At 27.3% G+C, this 19,009-nt stretch carries 18 protein-coding genes and 1 tRNA gene; 9 read left to right on the top strand and 10 right to left on the bottom strand.

The window, feature by feature from the left end; genetic code table 11:
• From tnpA to EIC27_RS01530, 7 genes are all read right to left on the bottom strand, one after another.
• Positions 1 to 144 (bottom strand): IS66 family insertion sequence element accessory protein TnpA (gene tnpA, locus EIC27_RS08065; protein WP_410519455.1); only part of this gene is annotated, 144 nt, incomplete at its 3' end.
• A 511-nt stretch (positions 145 to 655) separates the two neighbouring features.
• Positions 656 to 2,554 (bottom strand): DNA mismatch repair endonuclease MutL, encoded by a 1,899-nt coding sequence (gene mutL / locus EIC27_RS01555; RefSeq protein ID WP_126044406.1) that lies wholly within the window; start codon positions 2,552 to 2,554, stop codon positions 656 to 658.
• Positions 2,555 to 2,577: 23 nt separating this feature from the next.
• Complete coding sequence (gene plsY, locus EIC27_RS01550; protein WP_126044405.1) at positions 2,578 to 3,156, bottom strand: glycerol-3-phosphate 1-O-acyltransferase PlsY; 579 nt, start codon at positions 3,154 to 3,156, stop codon at positions 2,578 to 2,580.
• 5 nt (positions 3,157 to 3,161) lie between these two features.
• Complete coding sequence (gene pheS, locus EIC27_RS01545) at positions 3,162 to 4,205, bottom strand: phenylalanine--tRNA ligase subunit alpha (protein ID WP_126044404.1); 1,044 nt, start codon at positions 4,203 to 4,205, stop codon at positions 3,162 to 3,164.
• Positions 4,206 to 4,230: 25 nt separating this feature from the next.
• Entirely contained in the window at positions 4,231 to 4,608 is a 378-nt protein-coding gene (gene rplT / locus EIC27_RS01540) for a 50S ribosomal protein L20 (protein WP_126044403.1), read from the bottom strand.
• Between the two features lie 23 nt (positions 4,609 to 4,631).
• Complete coding sequence (gene rpmI, locus EIC27_RS01535) at positions 4,632 to 4,829, bottom strand: 50S ribosomal protein L35 (protein WP_126044402.1); 198 nt, start codon at positions 4,827 to 4,829, stop codon at positions 4,632 to 4,634.
• A 342-nt stretch (positions 4,830 to 5,171) separates the two neighbouring features.
• Positions 5,172 to 6,083 carry an ankyrin repeat domain-containing protein gene (locus tag EIC27_RS01530; protein WP_126044401.1) on the bottom strand — a complete coding sequence of 304 codons (912 nt, stop codon included), beginning with the start codon at positions 6,081 to 6,083 and terminating at the stop codon, positions 5,172 to 5,174.
• A 777-nt stretch (positions 6,084 to 6,860) separates the two neighbouring features.
• On the opposite strand from EIC27_RS01530, the gene EIC27_RS01525 reads away from it, so the two are divergent.
• From EIC27_RS01525 to EIC27_RS01500, 7 genes are all read left to right on the top strand, one after another.
• Entirely contained in the window at positions 6,861 to 7,115 is a 255-nt protein-coding gene (locus tag EIC27_RS01525) for a hypothetical protein (protein ID WP_126044400.1), read from the top strand.
• Positions 7,112 to 7,252, top strand: a complete 141-nt coding sequence (locus EIC27_RS06945; protein ID WP_154663835.1) for a hypothetical protein — start codon at positions 7,112 to 7,114, stop codon at positions 7,250 to 7,252. The genes EIC27_RS01525 and EIC27_RS06945 overlap by 4 nt, the downstream gene beginning before the upstream one ends.
• A gap of 172 nt (positions 7,253 to 7,424) precedes the next feature.
• Complete coding sequence (gene trpS / locus EIC27_RS01520; protein WP_126044399.1) at positions 7,425 to 8,420, top strand: tryptophan--tRNA ligase; 996 nt, start codon at positions 7,425 to 7,427, stop codon at positions 8,418 to 8,420.
• 2 nt (positions 8,421 to 8,422) lie between these two features.
• On the top strand, positions 8,423 to 10,984 hold the full coding sequence (gene polA / locus EIC27_RS01515; RefSeq protein WP_126044398.1) for a DNA polymerase I: 2,562 nt from the start codon (positions 8,423 to 8,425) through the stop codon (positions 10,982 to 10,984).
• On the top strand, positions 10,971 to 12,479 hold the full coding sequence (locus EIC27_RS01510) for a PhoPQ-activated protein PqaA family protein (RefSeq protein WP_162298294.1): 1,509 nt from the start codon (positions 10,971 to 10,973) through the stop codon (positions 12,477 to 12,479). Before polA ends, EIC27_RS01510 begins: the two co-directional genes overlap by 14 nt.
• Before the next feature lie 88 nt (positions 12,480 to 12,567).
• On the top strand, positions 12,568 to 13,971 hold the full coding sequence (locus EIC27_RS01505; protein WP_126044396.1) for an MFS transporter: 1,404 nt from the start codon (positions 12,568 to 12,570) through the stop codon (positions 13,969 to 13,971).
• An 87-nt stretch (positions 13,972 to 14,058) separates the two neighbouring features.
• Positions 14,059 to 14,574: a GrpB family protein gene (locus EIC27_RS01500; RefSeq protein ID WP_126044395.1), complete on the top strand. Its 516-nt coding sequence runs from the start codon at positions 14,059 to 14,061 to the stop codon at positions 14,572 to 14,574.
• Between the two features lie 93 nt (positions 14,575 to 14,667).
• Here the strand turns inward: EIC27_RS01500 and EIC27_RS01495 are convergent, their stop codons facing one another.
• From EIC27_RS01495 to EIC27_RS01485, 3 genes are all read right to left on the bottom strand, one after another.
• Positions 14,668 to 15,654 (bottom strand): magnesium transporter CorA family protein, encoded by a 987-nt coding sequence (locus EIC27_RS01495; RefSeq protein WP_126044394.1) that lies wholly within the window; start codon positions 15,652 to 15,654, stop codon positions 14,668 to 14,670.
• A 62-nt stretch (positions 15,655 to 15,716) separates the two neighbouring features.
• On the bottom strand, positions 15,717 to 16,859 hold the full coding sequence (dgt, locus tag EIC27_RS01490) for a dGTP triphosphohydrolase (RefSeq protein WP_205702311.1): 1,143 nt from the start codon (positions 16,857 to 16,859) through the stop codon (positions 15,717 to 15,719).
• Between the two features lie 13 nt (positions 16,860 to 16,872).
• Positions 16,873 to 16,949, bottom strand: a tRNA-His gene (locus EIC27_RS01485).
• Between the two features lie 115 nt (positions 16,950 to 17,064).
• Here EIC27_RS01485 and EIC27_RS01480 point away from each other — a divergent pair.
• Together EIC27_RS01480 and EIC27_RS01475 are read left to right on the top strand one after the other, a co-directional pair.
• The gene (locus tag EIC27_RS01480; RefSeq protein ID WP_126044392.1) at positions 17,065 to 18,543 is read left to right on the top strand and encodes a hypothetical protein; all 1,479 of its coding nucleotides are present in this window, start codon (positions 17,065 to 17,067) and stop codon (positions 18,541 to 18,543) included.
• 148 nt (positions 18,544 to 18,691) lie between these two features.
• Positions 18,692 to 18,898 (top strand): hypothetical protein, encoded by a 207-nt coding sequence (locus EIC27_RS01475; protein WP_126044391.1) that lies wholly within the window; start codon positions 18,692 to 18,694, stop codon positions 18,896 to 18,898.
• Positions 18,899 to 19,009 lie beyond the last annotated feature (111 nt).

Genomic DNA, 19,009 nt, shown 5'->3' with positions numbered 1-19,009 from the left:
TTCTTTCACTCTTATTGGTATAAATTTATTTTTTACTGTATTTCTTTTATTTCCTACAAGAATTCTGTGCCATTTATAAAATGTACTTCTCGGCACATTCTTTTGCTTACAAAATTCATATTTACTTACATTACTTTTTTTTATATTCTTCTACTAGCTCTTTCCATTTTTCATTACTTATTCTTTTTTTCTTTTTTTCTAATAGCATCATTAGCCTCTATTTTTTTAGGCTTTTGTTCTACCACTTATTTTTATTCTTGCCTAGATGCCCTTATTTTAGCGCTTACGGAGCAACTATATAGTCATTGCGAACGAACGAAGTGAGTGTGGCAATGACAAAATAAACATAGTCATCATGAAGGATGGGTATTACAACCGTATACAGTCATCACGAGCCACGTTAGTGGCGTGGTGATCCATAATTGTTACCTTAATTACATTTGTTAATAACTTCCCTGCCCTGGATTGCCGCGAGCATTAAAATGCTCTCTCAATGACTATATTGATAAAGAAATTGTATTCAAGTGTTTGTATATAATACTTCTTTTGCCTCTTACAAAGCAATTATTATCTGCAGCTCAGGTTAACCTTACTGAATTTCTGCACTACAGCTTATGCTTCTGCTCGCAATAACATGATCTGATAATTATCTAGCTCATAACCGTTCGAAAATCTTTCTGATATCTTTTAATTCAAGTTTTACAAATGTTGGCCTACCATGATTACATTGTTCGGATAAAGGAGTTTTTTCAATCTCTCTAAGCAATTGATTCATTTCTTCAATATTCAAAACTCTTCCAGCCCTAATACTATAGTGACAAGCAATATTACCCCAAATTTCCTCTATCTTTTCATTAATCAAGCTGATGTCATCAAATAAATGTATACTTTCAGCTATATTTTTTACGAAACCAGGTATATCTAAATTTTGCATTATTACTGGAACTTGCCTAACAGTAACTTGGGAAATTCCATTTCTTTCAATCACTAAACCAAATTTTTGAAGATTTTCCTTTTTCTGCATTATTTGTTCTGTTAAAACTTTATCTAAGTTTACTACCTCAGGCACCAATAAAATTTGGCCCTCAAGAGCCCCTCCTTTAAGTTGCAATTTTATTTTTTCCAAAGTCAGCCTTTCATGAGCAGCATGTTGATCCACTAAAATTAAAGAATCACTTTTTTCTGCAATAATATATGTCTTATCAATTTGGCATTTAGCAAATCCAAGTGGAAACTCATCATCACCAATATTTTCTATATTCTCTTCATTTTGTTCCTTCTGTTCCTTTAGCTCACTTTTAACAAAATTACTTAGATATTCTTTATTATCTTTTATATCATTGATTTCTTGATCTCTTGAATCAATATTGGAAAAATCTTTAATAATATCATTATTAATTATAGATTTATGGCTTTTTAATAAATCATCAAGTCTATCTCTTTTTTCACTTGATGACTTTTCATGATCTAAGTTTAATACTTTATTTTGAGGATAAGAAAGTTCTTGAGGCTTAAAAAATCTCACAGCTTCTTTTGCTAGCTCATTATTATTTTTTAATTCAGAATTTGTTATAGCAGTTCTTATAGCATTAATTATAATACCTTTAATGCGTTGTTCATCTCTAAATCTAACTTCTGCTTTAGTAGGATGGACGTTTACATCAACAAGCTTTGGATTGATATCTAGATATAATACTATTTGAGGAAATCTATTATGAGGAATTAGATTGCGATAAGCAGCTCTTGCAGCAACTGATAACACCTTATCTTTAACAAATCTTTTATTTATAAAGAAATGCTGATTTAAAGAAGTTGCAGCATTAAATGTTGGAATAGATGCGTATCCATAAACTTTAATATCGTCTTCCTCAAAGTTAAATTTTATAGAATTTTCTACAAACTTTTTACCCAGTATATCTTCAATTCTTTTAGAAGACTCGAGTATTGATTTTTCTTGAAGTGGAGTATCTATTATAACTTTATCATTTGATACTAATTTAAAACTAATGTTTTCTCTTGATAGAGCAAGCTTATTTACCAATTCAATAGATGCACTCGTTTCACTAGCTTCAGATTTCAAGAATTTTAATCTTGTTGGTGTTGTAAAAAATAAATCCGTAATTTGAATTGTAGTACCTATATTGCAAGAAACTGGTTTGATTTCTGATTCTCCTCCTCCACAAATTTGTAATTCCCATGCATCTTCAGAATCAGCTGCTCTACTTTTAATATTAACTTTACTTACTGATGCAATAGAAGGTAAAGCCTCACCTCTAAAACCTAAAAATTGAATATTTGTTATATCCTCCTCCATAAGTTTTGAGGTAGCATGTCTCTCGAGTGCAAGATTTAACTCATTCTTACTCATACCTCTTCCATTATCAGTTACTGAAATAAAATTCCTCCCACCTCTGCTAATCTCAATTACTATTTCAGTTGCACCTGCATCAATTGAATTTTCAGTTAGCTCTTTAATTACCGATAATGGTCTATCAATAACTTCACCTGCAGCAATTTTATTAATTGTATTGGTTGATAAAACTCGTATTGACATATCTTTCAGTTATAAATTAGCAACTATAAAGAAATTTTACTTTCCTCACCATTATAAAGTCTTATTATGTTATCTTTATGCTTATAAACAATCAAGAGTAAACTTAATATTAAAAATATAGAATCAATGTAATGCTCTCCAAATGATAAAGCTATAATAGATATTGTTATACTACTAAGAGAAGCAAGAGATGAAATTTTTGAAGCTCTAAAAACAATAATCCATAATAACATCATAACAGCCCCTATAATTACATGCATACCTAAAACCACACCAAATACAGTTGCACCACCTTTACCACCTCTAAATTTTAGCCATATAGGAAAAATATGACCTAAAATACAAGCAAAACCATATATTCCAATAAATTCAATTCCTAATAATTTTGCAACAATAACAACAATTAATCCTTTTAACAAATCAAACATTAATGTGAGTGATCCTAATAATTTGCCTCCTACTCTTAATGCATTAGTTGCACCAATATTTCCTGAACCAGATTTTCTAATATCACCTTTATTTAAAATTTTACTAAAAATTAAACCCGACGGTATACTTCCAATTAAATACGAAAATATCAATAAAAGTATGGTAATATGCATTTATTTTAAAATCCATAGTGATTGAGCCATCTAATATCTCCTTCAAAAAAGCTTCTTAAATCTGAAATATTATACTTCAACATTGCTAATCTTTCAACACCAACTCCAAATGCAAAGCCTTGATATTTTGATGAATCAATACCAACATTCTCAAGAACTTTTTGATTTACCATTCCACATCCAAGTATTTCTAACCAATCATCACCTTTACCTATTTGGATTTCTCCTTTTTTACTTCTATCACATTTTACGTCTACTTCAAAAGAAGGCTCTGTAAATGGAAAATAACTAGATCTAAATCTCATAGGTATTTGATCAGAATCAAAAAATAGTCTTAAAAAACATTTTAGACATGCTTGTAAATCCATTACATTTGATTTTTCATCAACAACTAAGCATTCAAATTGATGAAACATTGGAGTGTGAGTTGCATCATAATCAGATCTATAAACTTTTCCTACTGAGAAAATTTTAAGAGGTGGTTTATTTTTAAGCATATACCTTATTTGCACTGTAGAAGTATGAGTCCTTAAAAGTAAATTGTCTTTATCCTCAGATTTCTTTTCTACATAAAAAGTATCATGCATTTGCCTTGCAGGGTGATTTTCAGGTATATTAAGTGCTGTAAAATTATTCCATTCATTATCAATATCAGGACCATCTATATGCTTAAATCCCATAGAATAAAATATATTTTTGATTTTATCAATCGTATAAGATATGGGATGAACTTTCCCTCTTTGATATCCTCTTCCAGGCAAAGTTACATCTATTGACTCATTCTTAAGTTTTTCATTAAGAACTTTTTCTTCTATATAGTTTTTTACTTTTTGTATTTCTTTTTGAATATAATCTTTTAGCTTATTTACTTTAGCTCCAAATTCTTTCTTTTCATCCTGAGAAACCAAAGCAATCTTTTTAGCTTCATTAGTTACACTCCCATTTTTACCAAGAAACTTTACCCTAATATCATTTAATTCATTTTCATTTTCAACTACCTTAATTGAACTTTTAAATTCTTGATATATAGAGTCCAGTTCCTTTAACATGTAAAAATATTAATAATAAAAACTACTAAACAGATTTTGCTGCTTCTTTCTTTAATGCTTCTTGAGCTTTATTTAATATTTGATTAAATGCATCTGCATTGTGTATAGCAAGCTCAGATAACATCTTTCTATTTAAAGTAATTCCAGCAAGTTTTATTCCTTTAATAAATTGCGAATATGCTAAACCATGAGCTCTTGTGGCAGCATTGATCCTTTGAATCCATAATGCTCTAAAATCTCTCTTTTTAGTTCTTCTATCCCTATAGGCATATTGCAAACCTTTTTCAACTCTTTGTATTGCAACCCTAAAGCAATTTTTCGCTCTGCCTCTATAGCCTTTAGCTAATTTAATAATTTTCTTATGACGAGCTTTTGTTGTGACTCCGCGTTTAACTCTTGACATTTTTTATCTCCACAAATTAAAATTTAAGCATATGGCATATAAGCAGGAATTCTTCTTGCCTCAACCTTTGGCAATACATCAGTACCTCTTTGATTTCTGATTTGGCGCTTACTACGCTTTCTCATATTATGCTGTTTATTAGCTTGTGGAGCCTTGAATTTTCCACTTGCAGTCAATTTAAAGCGCTTTTTAGCGCTCGATTTTGTTTTCATTTTAGGCATTTTATCTCCAATAATTTTATTAAATCGCTTCAAAGGCATGCCAAATAAATAGCCCTTGATGCTGATAAGCTATACTTATATGCTATAATAGTAGAAATATCAATAAAGAATTATAAATTTTATACACTGACATTGCTAGAATTCATAAAAAGCATCCGCAGGAAATTAAACCTTAACCTTATATTATAAGTAATAAATTTTAATCTAACAAAAAAAGCCAGTATACTGACATACAAATTTTGTCATTGATGAAAAAAATGTATCATTTATAATTTCTGCATTTTCTTCATGCAAATTATCTACAACTACTCCTTCATCAATTTCTGCTTTGATATTTAATTTTTAATCAATGCCACTTTGCGAAATATCGCTCTCCACAACATCAAATTTTTGCAATACGTCAATAACTTGACAATCTTCAAATATTTTTGCATGCACCTCAAAACCTTCAACATTTGTTAAATTATCTAACACCCCTAGTTTAGATTTCAAAATATCACTAATATCTGTTAACTCAAAAAGATAATTGCAATCAAATTTATAATCATTATCACCCATTACAAATATTTCACCATCGTTATATGATACAGCTACATTTTTAAGTGAAGTGACAGTAGATTCGGCTAATTTTGAACTAAGTTCACATTTAGAGGTTGATAATACCTTTAAAGCTTCCTTACATGCAAACAATCTAAATGATTCTGAACCTGATAATAAATATCTTATTGGAGTTACTGATGGATTAGATGGACCATCTATAGCTGCAGCTTTGCTTGACTCTGCAGAACCGATAATCTTCCAATCTACACCATATCTAATCAGATGCTCTCCAAGAACAAATGCTTCCTTCGAAAACTTCCAATCTGCAACAGCTAAGGGAGGCCAACTATATATATCATTACCTCTATAATGTATATCAGCACCTTTTTCAATTAAAATAGATATAATATTTTTTCTTTCTCCTAATGCACTAATAACACCATTAGCTCCATAAATAACCATATGTAATGCAGTATATTTTTGCCTATATCCATCAACTAATTCATTTGGGTCTGCACCTAAATCTAACATTTTTTTAACACATTCATAATTTGCTATTTCAGAACAATAAGATAAAAGTGTAACATCTCTTTCTAATCCATCTTCATTAATTATAATTGAATAATGTTTATTTGGATTAACACTAATGTCTGAGAAACTATCTAAACCTTTACTTATAGCAATTTTAAAATCATTTTCTTTTATTTTTTGCACTTTTGACTCCACTTTTAATTCTAATTAAAAATTTTAACCATAACTTATACAATATATTTTATTAATTTGCAAAAATTAAATAAAGTTTTATAATTTTAATATGATTTAATAATAAATTTCTTAAATTTATATAGGAAATAAATGCTCCAATAAAACTTATATAAACATATAATAGATTTATAAAGCTGTATTTTCTGAGAATATGTGACCAAACAGCAAAATCGTATAATAATAATATAGACTTAAGTATATACATGAGTACAAAAAATAATAGTTATAGTTGGTACTAAGATAGAAGTTGATATCTAAAATATTTATAATCGCCCTCTTGAAATTATGGGATATATAATTACTGGATCACCACAGTCGGAATTACATTTCTCTCTCGTGATGACTGTGTATTATGTTGTCAATTGCAAGAGCACATTGTGCTCGTGGCAATCCAGAAAAATTATCAACAAACATAATTGAAGCAACAATTCTGGATCACCACGCCCCTTGCGGGGCTCGTGATGACTGTGGGTGATAGGTGTAAACGTCCTCTCCCTCATGATGACAAATTTAGCAACAGTCATTGCGAGCGAACTCAGTGAAGCGCGGCAATCAATATTTATATCTAGTCATTGCGAATGAGTAAAACGAATGTGGCAAACCAATAGTAAATAACAAATATAAAAATTTAACGTAATCTTAACGTTTTTCACAAAAACCTTAACGTAATTGTAATATTTCATAAGTATAACTAATAGATATAAATATTTTTTAAGGTAAATGTAAATGACAGAGCAACAAGAATCTAAAACTACAATTTACGATTCAATTTCAATAGGTTTATCAATTGCAGGACTAACAACATACTTTTCTGATCACAGCGTATACATGGCTCCATATGTACATAACATTCTAACTTCACCTCCACCTGATCCAGATGCTGATCTTGGCCCTATGCAGATAAATATGCCTGGATATTATAATCAAAACCTATATATGAATAACATGGAAAAAAAAATGGCAATAACTGGTTTTTTATGATTGCATCAAAATATTTGCTATATAATTATATTCTTAATACTGAAGCTCCTCAACAGCAAGAGGCAATTGAATTATCAAATAATTTTTGTACTCTAGATACACCATTTATACAATATGATGATATGTGTGCAATATAATTATAGCTAAATAACTTTAATTGAAGTGTGTTGAGAGAGGAGCTAAGTGTGGTAACCCCACATAAGCAACGAGCGAAACTGCAATTAAATTATAAGGAATTAGCTATATTCCCTAGTAATGGCTATGATATTATAGTATCATAGCCTTACTTTTGGACAATAAACATATTTGATGAACACTAAGAAAAGAGTTTTCTCAGGCATACAGCCAACTGGCAAAATTACAATTGGAAACTATCTTGGAGCAATTAAAAACTGGGTTGCAATGCAAGATCAATATGAATGCCTATTTTGTATAGTTGATCTTCACTCACTCACATCAGATTTCAATCCAGAGGAACTTCAGCAAAACATAAAGTATAATATTGCACTTTATATTGCAGCAGGGCTAGACCCTGATAAAGTAATAATTTTTCAACAATCAAAAATATCAGAGCATTTAGAACTAGCTTGGATATTAAGTTGTTTCACACAAATGGGATGGCTTAATAGGATGACTCAATTTAAAGATAAAGCTGGAAAAAACAAAGAAACAGCAAATTTAGGACTTTATTCTTATCCGGTTCTTATGGCTGCAGATATATTGCTTTATAACGCAAATATTGTACCTGTTGGAGAAGATCAAAAACAACACATAGAACTTGCCAGAGACATTGCAATTTCATTTAATAGAAAAGCAAATATCGAAGTATTTACAGTTCCTGATGTTTTAATAAATTCAAAAGCAAAAAGAATAATGAGTTTAAAGGATGCTTCTAACAAGATGAGCAAATCTGACCCTTCTGATCTCTCTAGAATAAATATGTCAGATGATGAAGATTTAATAAGAAAGAAAATACGCAAAGCAAAAACAGATGATATAGAAGGAATTAGCTATGATCCAGAAAAGAGACCAGAAATTTCAAATCTTATTGATATCTACTCTTGCTTTACTGGAATTGATGCAAATGAAGCAACTAACAATTTTAAATCTTCTAAAAATTCTGAATTTAAAGAGTATTTAGCTAATATTATAATAAAAAATATTTGTCCTATACACAAAGAAGCAATAAAAATTCTTGAGGATAAAAAATATCTTGAACAAATTATAAAAGATGGAATAATAAGAGCCAAAGCTATTGCAGAAAAAAATATAAGTAAAGTTAAGCAAATTATTGGTATAAATTAAACATGTCATTATGCATTGTAGACGGATATAACTTCGTATTCAGAGCCTTCCATTCTTTACCACCACTCACAACTTCTAAGGATATCCCTGTTGGAGCTGTTTATGGTTTTATCAATATGCTTGCAAGACTAATTGAAGACAATGATTGCGAAATGCTTGCAATAGCATTAGATAGTGGCAAAATCACATTTAGAAATGATATATATCCTGAATATAAAGCCCATAGAGATGAGCCAGATGAAGATTTAAAAATACAATTTCCAATAATACGAGAAGCAATCGAAGCATTTGGTATTAAAGCAATTGAAGTTCCAGGTTTCGAAGCCGATGATATTATCGCAACATACACAACTCTTGCACTAAAAAATGATTTTAAAGTTAGAATTATTAGCTCAGATAAGGACCTAATTCAATTAATGCAAGATAAAGTTGAAATTTTTGACCCTCTTAAGAAAAAACATATTACCTCAGATATAGTATTAGAAAAATATGGAATCAAGCATACACAAATGATTGATTATCTTTCACTAGTTGGAGATGCATCTGATAATATACCTGGAGTAAAAAAAGTTGGTCCAAAAACTGCAGCTAAACTGCTAAAACAATTTAACACTCTTGAAAATGCATATGATAATATTGAAAAAGTTGAACCTGTTAGAATACAAGCTTTATTAAATGATTCAAAAAAAGAAGCATTTTTATCCAAAAAACTTGTTACCTTAGATCATGAAGTTAAAGTCCCTTTTAATATAGAAGAACTTAAATTCACAAATATAGATGAAGACAAACTCTCTAATTTTCTTAATAAATATGAATTTAAATCACTTAATACAAAAAAATTAATTAATTCTAAAAATAACTCTACAAACAATGTCAAAACTGTAAATTCAAAATCAATTTCTTTAGATGAATTATGTAAGTTGCAATTAGATATTGAGAAATTTGGAAAATTCTGCTTCCATGTTCATGAGAATGTATTTTTCTGTTATTTTGGAGATAATCTCTATAAAATAAATTTAGATAATCAACTTAACCTACTATCATTTGAAGATAAAAATAATAACTCTCTAAACAATATCATCCAAAAACTTAAAAATGTTTTTGAAGCAACATCAATCAAAAAAATATGTTTTGATGCTAAATCAATAATACACATTTGCAATAATCTAGATATAAAATTTATATCTTTTGACGATATTTCTTTACTTTCATATGTCTTACATACTGGAAAACAAAAAATTAACTTAGAAAATTTAATTGAGCATTACAATATTAGCTATAAGAATTATGATGCTTTTTGCATTTATTTATTGCATGAAACCTTAAAGTCACAACTTGCAAAAGAAAGAAAATTTGAAATATATGAAGCTATTGAAAACCCACTGCTTTCATTGCTGGTCAAAATTGAAAATAAAGGGATAAAGGTTGATAAAGATTTACTAGTTAACTTAGGTATAAAATTTGAAAAAAAACTGAAATTGGTGCAAGAAGAGATTTATCAATTATCTGATGAAGAATTTAATATTGGTTCCCCGAAACAAATAGGAGAAATATTATTTGATAAATTAAAATTAGAAGGTGGAAAAAAATCTAAAAAAAGTGGAAGTTATATAACTGATGCAGAGACTTTAGAGAAACATGCTTCATCAGGAATATTAATTGCTGAAAAAATTTTAGAATGGAGGCACTATTCAAAATTGATTAGCACTTATATAAATGCACTTCAAAAAGCAATAAATAAATCTGATGGTAGAATTCATACTACATTTTCATTAACTACTACTTCAACTGCTAGATTATCTTCTCATGATCCTAATTTACAAAACATACCAATCAGAACAAACGACGGTAATCAAATAAGAAAAGCATTTATTGCAAAAGAAAATCACTTAATTGTTTCTGGTGATTATTCGCAAATTGAGCTTAGAATATTAGCAGATATTGCTAATATTAATAGCCTAAAAGAAGCATTTAAAAATAAAAAGGACATTCATAGTATTACTGCAAGTCAAATTTTCAATATACCGCTTGAAGAAGTAAATTCTGAATATAGAAGGAAAGCAAAAGCTATAAATTTTGGTATTATATATGGTCAAAGTGCTTATGGACTTGCAAATAGTTTACAAATAAGCAGAGAAGAAGCTTTTAGCTATATTGAGTCATACTTCAAACAATATCCAGGTATTAAAGAATATATGGATACAACGATTCAATTTGCAAAAAAGCATGGGTATGTAAAAACCTTAATGGGAAGAAAATGCTATGTTGAAAATATTAATGATAGGAATTATAATTTAAGAAATTTTGCAGAAAGAGCTGCAATTAATGCGCCTATTCAAGGAACTGCATCAGAAATAATAAAAAAAGCTATGGTAAGCTTAAGCTCTAAACTTCAAGATTTTCTAATTTTACAAATACATGATGAACTTTTATTTGAGATACCTAAAAATATAGTAGAAGAAAGTTGCATTAAAATTAAAAATACTATGATGAATGCTTTTAAACTGTCCATACCCATTGATGTTGAAATTTCTTACGGAGAGAGTTGGTATGATGCTAAATAAATATAAAATAGTAGCTATTTTTTTTACAATTTTTATAGGTTATTATCAGTTATCTTTTTCCGATAATCTTAATATAGTAGAGCCTAAAAATCTGTCTGAAGTTTTAACTAACTTTATTAAATACGATGATGATGCTTATAATTATGAATTTCTTGAAAAAAGTAATTCAAACGATTTAGATATATTAGTATATCTATTAACTGCACAAAAATGGCCTATCAATAAAACCGATAGCATGACCCAAACAATTTGGAAACATAAACTAATCATTTATATACCTAAATCAAATATTAAATTTAATAAAATTTTATTATATGTAAATGCAGGGTATAATAATAAAGATGGAAAAGAAGAGCTTACTAAAGAAAAAGTTAATTTTGCAGAAATAGCTAAACAAACACAATTACCAGTTATAGAACTAAGAAATAATCCCAATCAATTTCTATTAATAGATGAAAAATTACAAAAAGAAGATCAAATTTTAGCTAGCACCTATTTAAAAGTAATGGATAATCCTTATAAAAATGCTTATCTAGCTGGCCATTTACCTATGGCAAAATCGGTCATTAAAGCTATAGATGCTTCTTATGATATATTTTTAAAAAAATATGATATTAAAATTCAAGAATTTATATTAGCAGGTGCTTCTAAAAGAGGCTGGGCAATTTGGTTAGCTGCATTAGAAGATTCAAGAGTGTCTGCAATTATCCCTATTGTAATTGATATATTAAATGTTCCTGAAACTATTTCTCACATATGTCAATCATATAAAGATGGTTGTCCTGAAGCTTTAAGAGATTATAAAAATGCTGGAGTTATAGATAAAATACATTCTAAAAACTTTAAACAATTAATGAAAATTGAAGATCCATTTAGTTACTTATCCCCTGAATATGATAAGAAGTATCAATCACGTCTTTCAATTCCAAAATATATTATAAACTCAAGTGGTGATGATTTTTTTGTCCCAGATTCATCTAAATTCTATTTTAATAAACTTCCTGGTAATCAAAATTACATTAGGTATTTACCTAATTCAATGCATTATCTCTCAGGAAACCCTATTTCTGATGCACTTGGAAATCAAAAGAAAGTAGATGATGCTATTTCTACATTTTATAAATTTCAGGCTAAAAACATAATTTTACCAGATATAAAATGGGAGTTTAAACAAAATAGCATAAATATTACTTCATCAATTAAACCTGAAAAAGTTTTATTATGGTATTCAATAAATAATAATTCTAGAGATTTTAGATGTATAACTTCATACTCATATATGAATCTAGTTTTAAAAAAAATATTATCTTTTTTCACTAACAACTTATGTGATAATAAATTTAAATTTAAAAATATTAACTTTCACTGTAACAATATTTCTGAATGCTTAATTAATATAGATATTCCTAATAATAAATGGACTGCAGCATTTGCAGAACTACATTATAATATTGATGGCAATAGATTCATTGTTACTACAGAGGTAAAAATTTAATTTTATATTAATTTTTTAATTAAAGGAAAATTATATATTTAATGATTGAAATTAGCTTATTTATTTTCTACATTATTTTTTTAACAAAATGAAAAGTAGATTAAATATAATGACTAACAGTATTAGTTTATCAAGCTCGGAAAAAGAAGCAATTGGGCTACTTTCTATTGGAACTTTCTTAGAATATTTTGACCTAATGTTATACGTGCACATGTCTGTACTTTTAAACGACTTATTTTTTCCACAATCTAATCCATTAATTGCTAAGCTTTTAGGAGCTGCCGCTTTTTGTTCAACTTTTATATTAAGACCTTTCGGAGGTTTTGTAATAGGATGGATAGGAGATAAGATAGGTAGAAAATCCACAATTATGATAACTACCTCTTTAATGGCAATTTCATGTATTACAATAGCTTTTACAGGAACATATAAAGAAATTGGAATTACAGCAAGTATAATTATTATACTCTGTAGAATGTCGCAAGGATTTTCATCTCTTGGAGAAGTAATAGGAGCTTCACTATACCTTTCAGAAATTATGGTATCTCCTAAAAAACACTTTGCTTGCGGTATCATAGGCTTATTTAGTCAAATAGGAGGATTTTTATCATTAATTATAGCTTTTTTTGCACTTACAGTTAATCTTAATTGGAGATTAGCGTTCTTATTTGGTGCAGGTATAGCTATAATAGGATTAATGGCAAGAATAAGATTAAGAGAAACTCCTGATTTTATTAAGCTACAGCGTAAAATTAATAATAAACAAATCAATACTTTAAAAAACACTAATAAATCTAATGACAAAATAAATTTTAAAAGCTTAGTTTATTGCATGGCATCTATTATTATTATACCAGCTTCAATTTATGTAATATATGTATATTTTAACGAAATTATGAAGCAAAATTTTAGCTTAAGTACAGAAGAAATTATAGAACATAATATAAAAGTATCTTTCATAACTATAATACTATCAGGAGTTGTAGCTTTTCTAACAAAAAAATTCCATCCAATAAAAATTACCATATTCTTTTTAAGTGTATTTGCTATTTTATTAGTATTTACACCGTATCTCATTGCCAATACATCCAATTTATTAATAATATTATTATTACAAGTACTCTTCTTTTTTCCTGCGATAACATTATCAGGTACATTGGAATTATCAACTTGGTTTAGTTATTTTCCAGTGATGAAGCGCTTTAGACTTATTGCAACATCATATGGAATTGCAACAGCTTTTTCTTTTCTAGTTACATCATTTGGTTTAATATATTTTAGCAAATATATAGGTTATTATTCTTTATGGGTGATATTTGTACCTATGTTAATCGGTTATTCTTATTCAATATCGCACTTAAAACAATTAGAAATTAAAAATGGGTTATATAATAAATATCCTAATAATGAAAAACATATAAAAAATAAAAATTTTCATAATAATTTAGAGAATAAAAACTATAAATTTAATAAGAACTTTGAGACTTTATAACAAACAATATAAAATCAAAATCTTTTATAAGGAGTTATTAGCATATCCTTTATTTTGACATAATTCTAAGAGATTAAAATTCAAAACATGGTAGATAAATTTAATTTACAAAAAAAGGAAGCACCCATAATATTGTCAAAATATAATCCAGATTGGCCTTTAAAATATAAAGAAGAGAAAGATTTGTTAATGGATACTATAGTACAATGGTTATATGGAAGTATAGAGCATATTGGTAGTACTTCAGTTCCTGGACTAACAGCTAAACCAGTTATTGATATAATGTTTGGTGTTAAATCATTAGAACATTCTAAACCAGCAATAGAATTATTAATACAACAGGGATACAATTATTTTCCATATAAAAAAGAGGTAATGCATTGGTTTTGCAAACCATCTCCTAACTTACGTACACATCATCTTCATTTAGTACCATATGAAAGCACTTTATGGAAAGAAAGAATAAAATTTCGAGATACTCTTAGAATTAATACTAAAATAGCTAATGAATATGTTAAATTAAAAAAAGAATTAGCAATACGATACAAACAAGATCGTGAAATGTATACTGAAAAAAATGGGAATTTATTCAAAAAGTTCTAAGTAATAAAGAGTTTATTCTATAATAAATTTAACTTAAAAAATCATAAAACTGTAAGGGTTAGCTTAGCAACTATAAGTACTTTCCATATTTATTTATAACCAACCTTTTCTCTTAAAATATAAGTATGGTATAATTGCTGAAATTATAATCAATATTAATGCTATGGGATATCCCAATTCCAAATCAATCTCTGGCATAAACTTAAAATTCATACCATAGATACTTGCTATTAATGTCGGTGGCATAAATATTGCAGCTGCTACTGTAAATACTTTTATGATAATGTTTTGCTCTACAGATATCATGCCAAGAGTTGCATCCAATAAAAAATTATTTCTCTGAGATAAAAAATTTGCATACTCACTTAGAGAGCTAACTTCTCTAGAAATATGCTTTATCCTTAATCTTGAATCTTTTTTATTCATATATTTTGCATCATCAATCTGAGAAAAATAAATTATCATCCTATTTAAGCTAACCAAACTTTCCCTATTTTTTGATATTATAGTTCCAGTATGCCCTATTCTTCTGATAATATCATTATAAAACTCTGAAGAATTCTTTTTTTTATCAATAGGCTTTTCAAATACAACCTTTAATAAATTATCAATTTCGTTTCCAACTTCTTCTAAAATATCTGCACAACAATTAACAACAAAATCTATAATTGTTGTCAGTACATATTCAGGAGTAAAAGTTTTTGATTTATTCCTAATAATCCAAGAGTTCATATAATCAAATGACTTAGGCTTATCATATCTGGTGGTTATAAGATATTTTTTTGTTAAGATAAACGTTATTGCTGTACTATCAGGATAATCCTCACACGCCTTATCCATAATAGTGACAGTCATATAGTCTGCATCTTTCTCCATATAAAATGGACTAATAACCTCAAATTTATCCATTTCTTCTTCTGTTGGAGCTTCAATATTCAATATTTTTTCTATATACTTTTCTTCCTTAGGTTCTGGATTTATTAAATCTATCCAAATAGTATCTTTTGGTATTGGATCATTAGCCTTAATTTCTTTCTTTTCTATTACTTTATTCTTGTTTTTTGAAATTACGACAATCATGATGCTATCTAGGTTTCTAAAATTTTATAAAATATATCATAAATTATTAATTTTGTAAGGAATTAATAATGATACAAATCAAATATCTTTTTATGCTCTTCTACAGCATATCTATCTGTCATTCCAGCAATGTAATTAATCACTTTTTCTGATAATGATTTTTTATAAATAAAAATATCAGAAGTCTGCCATGATTTTGGTAATGTTTTAGGATTATTCATGAAATGATTGAATAAATCTTTTATGATTATTTTTGTCTTATGAGTAGTCCTGTTTACTAAATAATTCTTATATACATTATCAAATAAAAATTTTTTTAATTCTATAAAATTTTCTTTTGTATCCTTAGAAAACTCTATAAAAAATCCACCAAAGTCATATATATCTTCTATATTATCAATATTATTGATATTAACATTTTTAATAGTCTGTTGAATCAAATCATTAATCAAAAAACTGCTTAAATTTATTAAGAATTGATTTATATTAATTTCTTTATCATAATTACCATTTTCAATAACTTGAAAATCTTTAGTTTTAAAAATTTTTAAACCTTTTAACTCTTCTAAATTTATAAATTTTGCTCTAATTCCATCATCAAGATCATGCTTTGTATAAGCTATATCATCTGCAATTGAAGCAATTTGAGATTCTAATGACGCATTATTACTGTATTGTATAGGGTAATTATTTAAAATTTGGTTTAATTTATTAATTTTATCTTTATTAGTTATTGGCCCATTATGCTTTAAAATTCCATCTATTGTGTCAATTGTTAAATTCAATCCATTATATTTTGATGAATACTTTTCAAGCATAGAAATAATTTTAATCGCATGAATATTATGGTCAAAACCACCATATTCAACAGCTGCTTCATTCAAAGATTCTTCTCCTGCATGACCAAATGGAGGATGTCCAATATCATGAGACAAGGCAATAACTTCAGCAAGTTCACAATTTAAGCCTAATTCTTTAGCTATATAAACAGCTATTTGACTAACTTCAAGAGAATGAGTAAGCCTTGTTCTATAATGATCTCCAGTATAATTTATAAAAACTTGAGTTTTATATTCCAGTCTCCTAAAAGCCTTAGAGTTTATAATTCTAAATTTATCTTCGATAAAATTATATTTAACATCTTCCTTACAAATTCTTCCTATTGAATTAATTACAGCAAGATTATTAAATTTTTTCAATACCATATCAACCATTTGATGGGGCGAGTAACGGAATTTGAATCCGCGACCTCAAGATCCACAAACTTGCGCTCTAACCAACTGAGCTATACCCGCCATAATTTCATTATAATTAAATATAACTAATTGGTGAAAAAATCAAGCAAAGCTTTTTTATATTAGAATTAACTAGAAATTATTATTAAAATATATACACTTATAGGTAGTATAAATGTTAGGATTAAATATGAAAGATCATTATAGCTCTAATAATAAAAAACTAAATACTAGCAATGATAGCAATGATGTAACAAAATCAAAAAAAAGTAGCATTAAAAAAAGCGATAATGATAGTTCATCTGATAGTAATGATAGATTTAAAGATAACACATTAAATTCTAGTTTCACTAATTTTATTATAAGGGATAATGATGGCAATGATTATAATAATCAAATATCATCCTATATAAAATCTCTCTATGATACAAATAAGCACGGATATAAAAATGATCATATTACTATAACAAATAGTACCAATATTTCTAATAACCTAAAAGAAGACTACATAAGTTATTATAATGCTATAGAGGGAATGTTAAATGAATTAAGAAAAGCAAAAAAAAATAAAGAATCTTTCAACAAAAAATTACAACCAGGACTTTTTAGCACTCCAACTAAAGAAGAAGAAGAACAAAGTAAAAAATTAACTATTGAAATTACAAAATTAGAAAGTGAAAAAGAACGATTAAAAAATGAGCTATACTTATATCAATCTATTCTTTTAAAAAATAAAGAAAAAATAAGTTCATTATTTAGTGAAGAGAAGGTTAAATATTTTAATGATTATAATATTTATTACTTAGATATTAACTATATAAACAGCAGTTCATATGAAACTCAACAATTATTAAAAAAACAGAAATATAAAGAATTAATTGATGATAATTCATATATAGAAAGTCTAAAAAGCACTGAAATAGTTGATTTTCTTCAATATTTAGCTGAAGGAAATAACACTGACTATGCAACTCAATTATTTCAAAATAATGAATATATTAGATTAGATGTTTTTAACCATTTATTAAATAATGAATTTTGGATAGAAATTTATTCACAAGAACAATTTCAAGGCTATATAGATAATTTTTATAGATATAATCAAAATAATTATGATTATGCTAACAATAATAATTATCCACAAATACCATACTGGGGAGAAGTAATATTAAGCAATAACCAAGATTTAGATCAAGGAGTAGTGGATAATATAATAAAAAATTATTTAGGAAATGAATTAGCTAACACTTTAAATAAAGCAGCTAATTTAATTGATAACGATGCAGAAATCTCAGATAATCAGTATAATTTAATTTACAATCTAAAAAGTTATTTATCTTCAGCTCAAGGTGCTGAAAAAGTTGATGACCGTTTAGTAGAATCAAAAAACAAGATTGCGTCTTTTATAGAAAAACCATCTAATGATGATGTTTTATTATCAAACACAAATGGAATAAGTTCTATTGAAAATGGAAATATATATGAATATAATAATAGCAGTCTTGTTAAAAAAATAAGTACTACTATACATACTACTGCAGATTCACAAACAGATTTAAATACTTTACAATTTAATACACTATTTCAATACTCTAAAAGTAAACAAATAGCTAATTATATATACATACTATTATACTATTTCGGCAAAGCTTAATAAAAAAATTATTGAAGAAAATAACAAAAATAAAAAAGAAGACAATAATAATAAAAATTCTGAAAATGAAAAAAGTAGTTCTGACAAAGCATCATACTTTATATCAGGTGTAGGAACAACAATATTTATTGGGTATCAATTATTTTTAATGTTGAGCACATATTTTTATTGGACTCAGCAAAGAGGAATTTTAAAAATCATAGAAAAAGTAAAAAAAGAAATTGCTTCATCACTACAAAAAGATGTTTCATTATTACCACTTATACGTCAAAACAAGTTAAAAAACATTTTTACTAATATATTTGATGATGAAAAAAATGACAAAGAAGAAGATCAAGAGGAAGGTAAACGCTAAAATATCCCCATCTTGACAAGTATTATCCGCCTTTCTTTGGGTTTCTTAAGTTTTTTGATAATTCTAAAAAAAATTTAATTTGATGATATTTTTTTATCAATATTATATGGA

Origin of the sequence: Candidatus Aquarickettsia rohweri, from assembly GCF_003953955.1 — a bacterium.
GTDB lineage: Bacteria > Pseudomonadota > Alphaproteobacteria > Rickettsiales > Midichloriaceae > Aquirickettsia > Aquirickettsia rohweri.
This window is presented reverse-complemented; position numbering and strand designations above follow the sequence as displayed.

What these genes read in the sequence shown, in the direction of transcription:
- mutL (WP_126044406.1), bottom strand. Translation starts at nt 2,554, where the DNA reads ATGTCAATACGAGTTTTATCAACCAATACAATTAATAAAATTGCTGCA.
- plsY (WP_126044405.1), bottom strand. Translation starts at nt 3,156, where the DNA reads ATGCATATTACCATACTTTTATTGATATTTTCGTATTTAATTGGAAGT.
- pheS (WP_126044404.1), bottom strand. Translation starts at nt 4,205, where the DNA reads ATGTTAAAGGAACTGGACTCTATATATCAAGAATTTAAAAGTTCAATT.
- rplT (WP_126044403.1), bottom strand. Translation starts at nt 4,608, where the DNA reads ATGTCAAGAGTTAAACGCGGAGTCACAACAAAAGCTCGTCATAAGAAA.
- rpmI (WP_126044402.1), bottom strand. Translation starts at nt 4,829, where the DNA reads ATGCCTAAAATGAAAACAAAATCGAGCGCTAAAAAGCGCTTTAAATTG.
- EIC27_RS01525 (WP_126044400.1), top strand. Translation starts at nt 6,861, where the DNA reads ATGACAGAGCAACAAGAATCTAAAACTACAATTTACGATTCAATTTCA.
- EIC27_RS06945 (WP_154663835.1), top strand. Translation starts at nt 7,112, where the DNA reads ATGATTGCATCAAAATATTTGCTATATAATTATATTCTTAATACTGAA.
- trpS (WP_126044399.1), top strand. Translation starts at nt 7,425, where the DNA reads ATGAACACTAAGAAAAGAGTTTTCTCAGGCATACAGCCAACTGGCAAA.
- polA (WP_126044398.1), top strand. Translation starts at nt 8,423, where the DNA reads ATGTCATTATGCATTGTAGACGGATATAACTTCGTATTCAGAGCCTTC.
- EIC27_RS01510 (WP_162298294.1), top strand. Translation starts at nt 10,971, where the DNA reads ATGATGCTAAATAAATATAAAATAGTAGCTATTTTTTTTACAATTTTT.
- EIC27_RS01505 (WP_126044396.1), top strand. Translation starts at nt 12,568, where the DNA reads ATGAAAAGTAGATTAAATATAATGACTAACAGTATTAGTTTATCAAGC.
- EIC27_RS01500 (WP_126044395.1), top strand. Translation starts at nt 14,059, where the DNA reads ATGGTAGATAAATTTAATTTACAAAAAAAGGAAGCACCCATAATATTG.
- EIC27_RS01495 (WP_126044394.1), bottom strand. Translation starts at nt 15,654, where the DNA reads ATGATTGTCGTAATTTCAAAAAACAAGAATAAAGTAATAGAAAAGAAA.
- dgt (WP_205702311.1), bottom strand. Translation starts at nt 16,859, where the DNA reads ATGGTATTGAAAAAATTTAATAATCTTGCTGTAATTAATTCAATAGGA.
- EIC27_RS01480 (WP_126044392.1), top strand. Translation starts at nt 17,065, where the DNA reads ATGTTAGGATTAAATATGAAAGATCATTATAGCTCTAATAATAAAAAA.
- EIC27_RS01475 (WP_126044391.1), top strand. Translation starts at nt 18,692, where the DNA reads ATGTTGAGCACATATTTTTATTGGACTCAGCAAAGAGGAATTTTAAAA.